Annotated in this window: 8 protein-coding genes; 7 read left to right on the top strand and 1 reads right to left on the bottom strand. The window is 71.6% G+C overall.

Features of this window, described 5'->3' with window-relative positions; all coding sequences use genetic code 11:
* Positions 1-237 precede the first annotated feature (237 nt).
* The 7 genes from IH80_RS0137365 (at position 238) to IH80_RS0137335 (ending at position 9021) form a co-directional block, all read left to right on the top strand.
* The gene (locus IH80_RS0137365) at positions 238-1023 is read left to right on the top strand and encodes an SDR family NAD(P)-dependent oxidoreductase (protein ID WP_030966344.1); all 786 of its coding nucleotides are present in this window, start codon (positions 238-240) and stop codon (positions 1021-1023) included.
* 8 nt (positions 1024-1031) lie between these two features.
* Positions 1032-2270 (top strand): MFS transporter, encoded by a 1239-nt coding sequence (locus IH80_RS0137360; RefSeq protein WP_078906955.1) that lies wholly within the window; start codon positions 1032-1034, stop codon positions 2268-2270.
* Between the two features lie 4 nt (positions 2271-2274).
* Entirely contained in the window at positions 2275-3960 is a 1686-nt protein-coding gene (locus tag IH80_RS0137355; protein ID WP_030966342.1) for an FAD-dependent oxidoreductase, read from the top strand.
* A 359-nt stretch (positions 3961-4319) separates the two neighbouring features.
* Positions 4320-5516: a non-hydrolyzing UDP-N-acetylglucosamine 2-epimerase gene (wecB, locus tag IH80_RS0137350; RefSeq protein WP_030966341.1), complete on the top strand. Its 1197-nt coding sequence runs from the start codon at positions 4320-4322 to the stop codon at positions 5514-5516.
* A gap of 52 nt (positions 5517-5568) precedes the next feature.
* Positions 5569-6351 carry a hypothetical protein gene (locus IH80_RS0137345; RefSeq protein WP_051810345.1) on the top strand — a complete coding sequence of 261 codons (783 nt, stop codon included), beginning with the start codon at positions 5569-5571 and terminating at the stop codon, positions 6349-6351.
* Positions 6348-7595: an FG-GAP repeat domain-containing protein gene (locus IH80_RS0137340; protein WP_030966339.1), complete on the top strand. Its 1248-nt coding sequence runs from the start codon at positions 6348-6350 to the stop codon at positions 7593-7595. The genes IH80_RS0137345 and IH80_RS0137340 overlap by 4 nt, the downstream gene beginning before the upstream one ends.
* Before the next feature lie 208 nt (positions 7596-7803).
* Positions 7804-9021: an acyltransferase family protein gene (locus IH80_RS0137335; protein WP_030966337.1), complete on the top strand. Its 1218-nt coding sequence runs from the start codon at positions 7804-7806 to the stop codon at positions 9019-9021.
* Between the two features lie 66 nt (positions 9022-9087).
* Here the strand turns inward: IH80_RS0137335 and IH80_RS0137330 are convergent, their stop codons facing one another.
* On the bottom strand, positions 9088-10005 hold the full coding sequence (locus IH80_RS0137330) for a helix-turn-helix domain-containing protein (RefSeq protein WP_051810344.1): 918 nt from the start codon (positions 10003-10005) through the stop codon (positions 9088-9090).
* Positions 10006-10252: the final 247 nt, after the last annotated feature.

Below are 10252 nucleotides of genomic sequence, written 5' to 3'. Positions count from 1 at the left end.
AACACCGACATCCACGCGGGCATCACCACCGCGGTGATCGTGAACACCGCGATCGTGGTGGTCGGGATCCTCACCACCGTCCTCTTCCTCCGCACCAAGGCCGCCAAGGACGTCGCGGCAGCCGGCTGAACCGCCGGCCGAAGAGATCCCCTCCCTCCGGGAAGCGTCCCCGGCACGGTCGTCCGACCCGCTCCCGTCGACCGTGCCGGGCCGCCTCCCTCCTTCTCAAGGAACGTGATGGACCTCCGAATCGAAAACCGCGTGTACCTCGTCACCGGCGCGTCGTCCGGCATCGGCGAGGCGACCGTCCGCCTGCTCGCCGCCGAAGGAGCCACCGTCGTCGGCGTCGCCCGCAAGCCGTGGAGCACCGAAGCCCTCGGCGACCGGGTCAGCACCCTCACCGCCGACCTCACCGACCCCGCCGCGGCCCGGCACATCGCCGACGCCGTGGCCGAGCGCCACGGCCGGCTCGACGGCCTCGTCAACAACGTCGGCGCGCTGGAATCCCGTACCGGCTTCCTCGACGTGACCGACGAACAGTGGTGGAACACCTTCGAGGTCAACTTCCACTCCGCCGTCCGCATGACCCGCGCGGCCCTGCCGGCGCTCCTGGAGTCGGGAGCCGGATCCGTCGTCCACGTGGCGAGCGAGGCCGCCCGCTACCCCGACCCCGGCATCGTCGACTACGCGAGCTCCAAGACGGCGCTGCTCTCCCTCTCCAAGTCCCTCGCCGCGGAGTTCGGTGCACGGGCGGTACGTTCGAACGTGGTCTCCCCGGGGCCCACCCGCACCGCGCTCTTCGACGCCCCCGGCGGCTTCGCCGACCAGCTCGGCGAGCGGTTCGGCCTGCCCGCCGACGAGGCCGTGCAGCACTTCATCCGCGAGGAGCGCCGACTGCCCAGCGGCCGCATCGGTACTCCCGAGGACGTCGCCGGCGTCATCGCGTACCTGCTCTCGCCCCTCGCGGGCCAGGTCACCGGCGCCGAATGGAGCGTCGACGGCGGCGCCCTGCGGCAGATCTGACCCGGCCGATGCGTGCTTCCCTCCTCGCCCTCGCGGTCGGTGCCTTCGGAATCGGGACGACCGAGTTCGTCATCGTCGGCCTGCTCCCCGAGGTGGCCGACGACCTGTCCGTGTCCATCCCCTCCGCCGGCATGCTGGTCACCGGCTACGCCCTGGGTGTGGTCGTCGGCGCCCCGCTGATGACCGCGGCCGGTGCCCGGCTTCCCCGCAAGACCATGCTTGTCGTGCTCATGGCTATATTCATCGCCGGCAACCTGCTCTGCGCGCTCGCCGGCGACTACGCCTCCCTCATGGGCGGGCGGCTGATCGCGGCCCTGACGCACGGCGCGTTCTTCGGGATCGGCTCCGTCGTCGCCGCCGACCTCGTGGCCCCCGACCGGAGGGCCAGCGCCATCGCCCTGATGTTCACCGGACTCACCCTCGCCAACGTGCTCGGTGTGCCCCTGGGGACCTTCCTCGGTCAGCAGTTCGGCTGGCGCTCGACCTTCTGGGCGGTGACCGGGATCGGGATCGTCGGGCTGCTCTCCCTGATCACCCTGGTCCCCGCCCAGCCGGCGCCGCAGAGCGGGGCCCTGCGCGGTGAACTCGCCGTCTTCCGCCGGCCCCAGGTGTGGCTGGCGCTGACCACCACGGTCCTCGGCTTCGGCGGCGTCTTCGCCTCCTTCACCTATCTCGCGCCGATGATGACGGAACTGGCCGGCTTCTCCGACAGCGCGGTCGCCTGGCTCCTCGTCCTCTTCGGTGCCGGGCTCTGCGTGGGCAACGTGCTCGGCGGCCGGGCCGCCGACCGGGCGCTCATGCCCAGCCTGTACCTCATCCTCGGCGGCCTCTGCCTGGTGCTGGTGGTCTTCACCTTCACCTCGCGGGCCGCCCTGCCCGCCGCGGTCACCCTGGCCGCCTTCGGGGCGATCGGCTTCGCCACGGTGCCGCCGCTCCAGGCACGCGTGATGCAGCAGGCGGCCGGGGCCCCGGCCCTCGCCTCCGCCGCGAACATCGCGGCCTTCAACCTCGGCAACGCCCTCGGCGCCTGGCTCGGCGGCCTCGCCGTCGCCCACGGCCTGGGCTGGACCTCGCCGACCTGGATCGGAGCCGGGCTGGCCGCCGCCGGTCTGGGCACCGCGGCCCTCTCCGGCCGGCTCGACCGCGGGGCCGGCCGAGGACCCCGCCCGCTCCCCGCATCCCCTCTGCCCACCGACTCCCTTGCCGGGCACGTCACCCACCCCATCGTCGAACAGAAGTCGAGGTAGTCCCATGAACGGTGTCGATCGCCGGACCATGCTCACCCGCAGCGCGGCCGTCGTCGGCGGTGCGGCCGTGGCAGGCGCGCTCGCCGGCCCCGCCGCGGCGGCCACGAACCCCGCCGCCTCCGCGGCGCCCGGCGCGTCCGCCGGGACCGGAGCCGTCGTACGCCCGGGCGACCCGCGCTACGAGATGCTCACCACCGGCAACAATCAGCGCTTCGTCGCGCGCCCCGACTACGTCAAGATGGTCCGCTCGACCGCGGACGCCGAACGGGCCCTGAGAGACGCCGTCCGGGCCGGCAAGCGGGTCTCCGTGCGCAGCGGCGGCCACTGCTTCGCCGACTTCGCCGCCCATCCCGAGACCGAGGTCATCATCGACTTCTCGGAGATGACCCACGTCGGCTACGACCCCGCACGCCGCGCCTTCGTCGTCGAGGCGGGCGCCCGTCTGATCAACGTGTACGAGGCCCTCTACAAGGGCTGGGGCGTCACCGTACCCGGCGGCATCTGCTACAGCGTCGGAGCCGGCGGCCACATCGTCGGCGGCGGATACGGGCTGCTCTCCCGGGCCCACGGCCTGGTCGTCGACCACCTCTACGCCGTGGAGGTCGTCGTCACGGACGGCAGGGGCGGAGTCCGCACCGTCGTCGCCACCCGCGAGAAGAACGACCCCCACCGCGACCTGTGGTGGGCGCACACCGGCGGGGGCGGCGGCAACTTCGGGCTGGTGACCCGCTACTGGTTCCGCTCCCCGGGCGCGAAGGGCTCCGAACCCTCCGAGCAGCTGATATCGCCGCCGTCGAAGGTCCTCGTGAGCGCCCTCGACTTCCCCTGGGAACAGCTGACGGAGGCCACGTTCACCCGGCTCCTGAAGAACTTCGGGGCCTGGCACGCCGCCCACAGCGCCCCCGACAGCCCCTACCGCAACCTCTCCAGCCTGTTCAACGTCAGCTCCAAGGCCCACGGCAGCCTGGGCATGTTCACGCAGGTCGACGCGACCGTCCCGAACGCCCGCCGGCTGCTCGACGACTACGTGGCGGCCATCACCGCCGGTACGGGCGTCACCCCCCGGGCGCTGACCCGCGCCACCGGCGAGCTGCCCGCCATGCCGCAGTTCGCCGAGCCCAGGACACTGCCCTGGCTCCAGGCGACCCGGCTCGTCGGGACCAACAACCCCACCATCACCAACCCCACCTCGCGCGGAGCGCACAAGTCCGCGTACATGCGCAAGAACTTCACCGACCATCAGATCTCGTCGCTCTACCGGTACATGAGCCGGCCGGACTTCAAGAACCCCGACACCATGCTCGTGCTGTTCTCCTTCGGCGGCCAGGTCAACGCCGTCGCCCCCGACGCGACGGCCAACGCGCAGCGCTCGTCCATCTTCAAGATGTGCTTCCAGACCTTCTGGCAGGAGGAGAGCGAGGACGCCTTCTACCTGGGCTGGCTGCGCGACCTGTACGAGGACTTCTTCTCGGCGACCGGTGGCGTGCCCCTGATCGACGACAGCACCGACGGCTGCTACATCAACTACCCCGACCGCGACATCACCGACCCCCGCCGCAACCGCTCCGGGGTGCCGTGGCAGACGCTCTACTACAAGGACAACTACCCGCGCCTCCAGCAGGTCAAGAAGCGCTACGACCCGTCCGACTTCTTCCGCCACTCCATGTCGATCAAGCCTGCTCGAGGCTGATCCCGGACGGATGACGGCCGGCGGGTCACCGCCGGCGGTCCGGCGTCCCCCACGCGGCCCTGCCCGCGGTCCCACGACCGTCATCCCTGCTCAGAAGCCCCGCGCTCCCTCCCCCGGAGTGCGGGGCTTCTTGCGTTCCCGCCCAACTGTTCGAGTGGCCGCGGGAGTTCGTTGACTGTCCGGGCGGCTCCGGGAAAGCTGGTGATCGGCCGGAAAGAGGGCAGCCGAAAAGGTCCCCCTCGCAGAGCGATCCGATCCCCTGGCCACTCCCTCGCCCTTCCCCGCGGCACCGCCTTGCCGCCTCCTTGCCCCGTCATGCCACGGCTCGATTCCCAACACGCCAGAAAGAAGAGGAAGCCATGCGTTCCGTCGCCTTAGTCCTCGGTACCCGGCCGGAAGCCATCAAGTTCGCGCCGGTCATCCGCGCCCTCCAGGACGACCCGCGCTTCCAGCCCGTCGTGATCTCCACCGGGCAGCACCGCCAGATGCTGGACGACACCCTCGACGCCTTCGGCCTCACCGCCGACGTCGACCTGAACGTGATGGCGCCCAAGCAGACCCTCTCCCAGGTCACCTACCGATCGCTGCGGGGACTGGAGGACTACTTCGCCGCCTCGCCCGCCGACGCGGTCCTGGTCCACGGGGACACCGCCACCACCCTCACCGGTGCCCTGGCCGGATTCCACCTGCGGATCCCCGTCGTCCACGTCGAGGCCGGGCTGCGCAGCGGCCGCCTCGGCTCGCCCTTCCCCGAGGAGGGCAACAGACGGCTCGTCGCACAGGTCGCCGCCCTCCACCTCGCCCCCACCCCCGGCAACCTGGCGAACCTGCTCCGCGAGGGCATCGCCGCCGACACCGTCACCGTCACCGGCAACACCGTCATCGACGCCCTGCGCTGGGCCAGCGGCCGCGCCGAGAGCTACGGCGCCCCCGCCCTGGCCGACCTCGACGACGACCCGCGCCAGATCGTCCTCGCCTCCGCGCACCGCCGCGAGGCCTGGCCGCACCTGCCGCAGATCGGCCGGGCCCTCGCCCGCATCGCCGACGAGCCCGGCGTACGCGTCGTCGTACCGCTCCACCGCAACCCCGTCGTCCGCGAGGCACTCCTGCCGCACATCGGCAGCCACCCGGGCATCACCGTCACCGACCCGCTGCCCTACCTCAGCTTCTGCAAGCTCATGGGCCGCGCCGACCTCATCGTCTCGGACAGCAGCGGCAGCCAGGAGGAGGGCCCCGCCCTCGGCAAGCCCACGCTCGTCCTCGGCGACGTCACCGAGCGCTCCGAGGCCATCGTCGCCGGCACCGCATGCCTCGTCGGCACGGCCACCGAGGGCATCGTCGCCCACACCCTGGAGCTGCTGCGCGACCGGGCCGCCTACGACCGGATGGCCAACGCCGCCAACCCGTACGGCGACGGACGGGCCACCGAGCGCACCGTCGCCGCCCTCGCCCACTTCTTCGGCATGGGCCCCGCGCCCGAACCCTTCGTCCCCGACGACGCCGTCGACGAGCTCAGCGTCGAGCTCGCCCGCACGGCCGACTTCGCCCGTACCTGAAGCCCGTACCCGGGCCCGCACCCCGCGCCCGGACCGACCGAGAGGAGCACGCATGAGCGCCACCCCGTCCGCCCTCGAACGCCCGCTGAACTTCAGCACCCCGTACCTCAGGGCCCACCTCGTGCGCGACGCGGTGGACTACACCGTCGAGGGCCGCACCATCGTCGTCAACCCCGGTGTGACGCCCGTGACCATCGCGGAGGAGCCCCGCAAGACCATCCCCCCGCTCTCCTCCACCGTCCTGGCCGACACCCGCATCGAGAAGGCCGACGCGCTCCTGTTGCTGCGCTCGGCCCCCGACGGCACCGACATCACCGGCATCACCGAGGAACCCGGCTGGTCCCACCTCGCCGACCTCCTCGGCCCCGGCGAGTTCCCCCGCGAGACCGCCCTCCACCGCAGCCCCCAGGACGACATCAACACCGTCCTGTTCGACCCGGCCCACGTGCTGGGGGAGCGCGAGAACCCCACGGACCTGCGCGAGTTCAACGTCCGCGCCAACCTCTGGTTCTCGCCCGCCGGCACCGACTGCGCCGTCCACAACCAGCACGACTTCATCGAGGTCCACACCCAGGTCCACGGCCTCGGCCGGATGCAGCGCTTCCGCGACCGGGACCACGCCTCGCTCTACCAGGACGTCCTGATGAGTCCCGGCTACACCACCCCGGACCCGTTCTGCGCCACCGGCCCCCAGTGCACCTACCACTACCCCTGGCACCAGTACCGGGCGGACACCGACTGCATCTGGCTCGCCATCGAGTACCACCCCGTACCCCGCGCGCTGCGCACCCTCTTCCCCGTGACCACCCCGAACCCTCTGGAGAACCACTCGTGACCGCCACCGGCAACACCAACGAAACCGCCCTGCGCGCACCGAAGTTCACCGCCGAGGTCGTCGCCGACCAGCTCCGCGACGGCTACTGGCTGGAGGCCCCGGACATCGACGGCGACGGCAAGCCCGACCTCTTCGGCTACGGGCTCCGCCTGGGCGAGATCTACTGGTACGCCAACGACGGCGACTGGACCCGCCGCCTGATAGCCGACCGGATCAAGATGCCCGTCGGCGCCGACTACGCCGACGTCACCGGCAACGGCCACCCCGACGTCATCGTCTGCTACGACCTCTACGGCCCGATCGGCACGATCCACGACGCCAACACCGAAGGCGGCAAGATCGACTGGCTGGAGAATCCGGGCACCCCCGACAAGGACGAGTCCCGCTGGAAGCGCCACTACGTCGGACGCGCCACCGGCATGCACCGCCTGCGCGCCGGCCACTTCACCCGCACCGACCGGCTCCAGATCATCGGCCTTCCGATCGTCGCCAAGGAGGACGTCCACGCCGTGCTGCCCGTCGTGCTGTTCACCCAGCCCGACGACGTGCACACGGCGGAGGAATGGGAGATGACCGTCATCGACGACAGTCACTTCCGGATGATCCACGGCGCCGAGAAGAAGCGGGGCCTGATCCCCGGTTCCGACCTGGAGTCGCTGCTGCTGGCCTCCGACGAGGGCGTCACCTGGCTCCACTACGACGAGGACCGCCAGGAGTGGGTCCGCGAGCTCATCGGCACGGGCGAACTCACCCAGTTCGAGCAGACCGGGTTCCGCGGCAGCGGCGACCTCAACGCAGGCCGTCTCGGCGACGACCCGATGGCCTACGTCGCCGCCATCGAGCCCTTCCACGGCAACACGGTGGCCGTCTACACCAAGGCCGGCGACGGCCAGGGCTGGAACCGTGTCCTGCTCGACGTGTACGGCGACCCCAACGAGAACGGCGAGGGCCCCGGCCACCAGATCGTCTGCGCCGACTTCGACGGCGACGGCGACGACGAGTTCCTCGTGGCGCTGCGCGGCCCGTGGCCGTGGCAGGGGGTCATGTACTACAAGGCGATCGACGCCGCCAACGGCATCTGGGCCAAGTGGCGCGTCTCCGACGAGTCCGTCGCCCGCATCGCCACCGCCGACTTCAACGGCGACGGCCGCCTGGACTTCGCCACCATCGCGTACTCCGTACAGAACTACTACGTGGCCAAGGACGCCAAGCTCATGCTCTACCGCAACCAGATCGAGCAGTAGGGGCGGCCGCGCCGGGTCCGGCGCCCTCACCGGCCCCGCGCCCGGCCCCGTACCCCCCGAACCCCGACGGGCAGTCCCGCCCCCGCGACGCCCCCCGAGAGGGTCCGGCGCACCGCCCGGGCCCGGTCCCGCCGCACGGCGGACCACGGCCCGGGCGGGCCGTCCCTCACGAAACCTCTTCCGCACTCTTCCGAAAGAGCGATTCCCTGTGGCCTCCACGACGTCCTCCGACGCCGCGAAGCGGGCGAAGCTGCCCTCACTGACCGGCCTGCGGTTCTTCGCCGCCCTCTCCGTCTTCTTCTTCCACTCGTCCCTGACCGACTCCCCGATCCCGCCCAACGCCCCCATCAACCCCTTCGCCGACGCCACCATCGCGGACGGGTTCTCCACCGCCTTCGGCAAGGCCGGCTACCTGGGCGTCTCCTTCTTCTTCGTCCTCTCCGGCTTCGTCCTCGCCTGGGCGGCCAAGCCCGGCGAGCGCGTCACCGCCTTCCTCCGCCGCCGTCTGCTGAAGATCTTCCCCAACCACATCGTGGTCTTCGCCGCCGCGATGCTCCTCTTCGCCGGCTCGGCCGTCACCGGCGTCGCCGACTGGCTCCCGAACCTCTTCCTCATCCACACCTGGTGGCCGCAGCCCACCGTCAACCTCAGCGTCAACCCGCCCAGCTGGTCCCTCGGCAGCGAGCTGCTCTTCTACATGCTCTTCCCGGCGCTCATCGCCCCGATCCGGGCGCTCCGCGGCCGGACCGCCCTGTGGGGCTGGAGCGCCGCGATGATCGCCGGCATGGTCGCCGTCCAGCTGATCGCCACCCACTTCGTCCCCGACACCCCGAAGTCCACCATCACGCCCATCTCCGGGATGCAGTTCTGGTTCGGCTACCTGCTGCCGGCCGGCCGCCTCTTCGAATTCGTCCTCGGCATCCTGCTGGCCCGCATCGTCCTCGCGGGACTGTGGCCGCGCCGCGTCGGCTTCGGCCTCTCGCTCGTCCTCACGGTTCTCGGTTACGCCGCCGCCCTCGTCGCGCCTTTCCAGTACGGCTTCGTCGTCGCGACGATCATCCCGGTCGCCGCGCTCATCGGTGCCACCGCCCACGCCGACGTCCAGGGCCGCACCACCTTCCTGCGCAGCCGGCCCATGGTGTGGCTCGGCGAGGTCTCCTTCGGCTTCTACCTCGTCCAGGGCGTCACCATCTTCTACCTGCGCTCGCTGCTCGGTGAGAACACCTACGGCGTCCCGGGCGCCCTGCTGGTGATCGCCGGTTTCTTCACCGCCTCCCTGCTCGGCGGCTGGCTCCTCTACCGCTTCGTGGAGATGCCCGCCATGCGCCGCTTCGGCCGCGCCAAGCCCCGTACGCCCTCCGTACCGGCTTCGGCCGGCGACCCGTCCGGGGACCGGCCCCCGGTCAGCGCGCCCCCCCGCGACTGACCCGCCCGTCCCCTGACCCGCCCGTCCCCTGACCCGCCCCGTCCCACCGCCCCGCAGCCCACCGTCCTACCGCTCACCGCCCGCGTCGGCCTCCGCCGGCGCGGGCTCCGGCGTACCCCGGCCCGCACCCGCCGTTCCGGCGGTCAGGCTCGACAGCATGCGCAGCGCCGCGTCGGAGGGGGAGGACGCGGGGGCGCTGTAGAGCAGCATCCGGTGGTTGGTGCCGTCGGTCAGGTGCAGGTTCTCGAAGTCCAGGGTCAGCGGGCCCACCACCGGGTGGTGCAGGGTCTTCGTACCGACCGTGCAGTCCCGCACCGGGTGCTTGGACCACAGCGAGGCGAAGTCCGGGCTCTGCAGCATGAGCGAGCCGATGAGTTCGGCCAGCGCACGGTCCTCGGGATTGCGTCCCGCGACCAGGCGCAGCGCCGCCAGGGCGACCCGGGCCTCGCTCTTCCAGTCCGTGTACAGCTCCCGCGTGTGCGGGTCCAGGAACAGCATCCGCGTGAGGTTCGGACGTACGGCGGGATCGTCGGGGCTCGCGAAGTCCAGGTGCCCGGCGAGCAGGGCATGGCCCAGCGGGTTCCAGGCGAGCACGTTGTTGCGGCCGTCCAGGACCACGGCGGGGACCTGTGGCATCGCGCCGATCAGCCGGCGCGTGGTGGCGCGGGCGTACTCGGGGCGGGGGGACGGGGCCCGCTTGGCGCGCGGCGGACGGGCCAGGTTGTGCAGGTGGGCGTGCTCGTCCGGGGTCAGGCGCAGCGCACGCGCGAGGGCGTCGAGGACGCTGTCCGAGGCGTTCGTGCTCTGCCCCTGCTCCAGGTGCGTGTAGTACGTGATGCTCACGCCGGCCAGCAGGGCGAGCTCCTCGCGCCGCAGCCCGGGCACGCGCCGACGGGTGCCGTGCGACGGGAGCCCTACGTCCTCGGGCCGGAGCTGCGCGCGACGGGTACGGAGGAACTCGCCCAGAGCGGTCGGTGTGTCCATGCGTTCCAGTGTGCCGGGGGAGGGCGCCGGACGCTGCCCCGGAAGGTGGCCCTGGGAGTGCTAGCTTGCGCGGCGCCAGCACAACCAGAGGGCTGGGTAACCCCTTCGGACCGGTCCAGAGTCGATGACGCAACACACCGTTGCGTGATCGAAAGGAAGTCTGGCGATGTCGGTTGTCGAGGGTGCGCGGGTTGATGCGGGTGCGGGGGAGGTGCTGCCGGCCCGTTTGGACGGGCGTTTGCGGTTG

Source organism: Streptomyces sp. NRRL S-378, from assembly GCF_000720645.1.
Lineage (GTDB): Bacteria > Actinomycetota > Actinomycetes > Streptomycetales > Streptomycetaceae > Streptomyces.
This window is presented reverse-complemented; position numbering and strand designations above follow the sequence as displayed.

What these genes read in the sequence shown, in the direction of transcription:
- IH80_RS0137345 (WP_051810345.1), top strand. Translation starts at nt 5,569, where the DNA reads ATGAGCGCCACCCCGTCCGCCCTCGAACGCCCGCTGAACTTCAGCACC.
- IH80_RS0137355 (WP_030966342.1), top strand. Translation starts at nt 2,275, where the DNA reads ATGAACGGTGTCGATCGCCGGACCATGCTCACCCGCAGCGCGGCCGTC.
- IH80_RS0137360 (WP_078906955.1), top strand. Translation starts at nt 1,032, where the DNA reads ATGCGTGCTTCCCTCCTCGCCCTCGCGGTCGGTGCCTTCGGAATCGGG.
- IH80_RS0137330 (WP_051810344.1), bottom strand. Translation starts at nt 10,005, where the DNA reads ATGGACACACCGACCGCTCTGGGCGAGTTCCTCCGTACCCGTCGCGCG.
- wecB (WP_030966341.1), top strand. Translation starts at nt 4,320, where the DNA reads ATGCGTTCCGTCGCCTTAGTCCTCGGTACCCGGCCGGAAGCCATCAAG.
- IH80_RS0137365 (WP_030966344.1), top strand. Translation starts at nt 238, where the DNA reads ATGGACCTCCGAATCGAAAACCGCGTGTACCTCGTCACCGGCGCGTCG.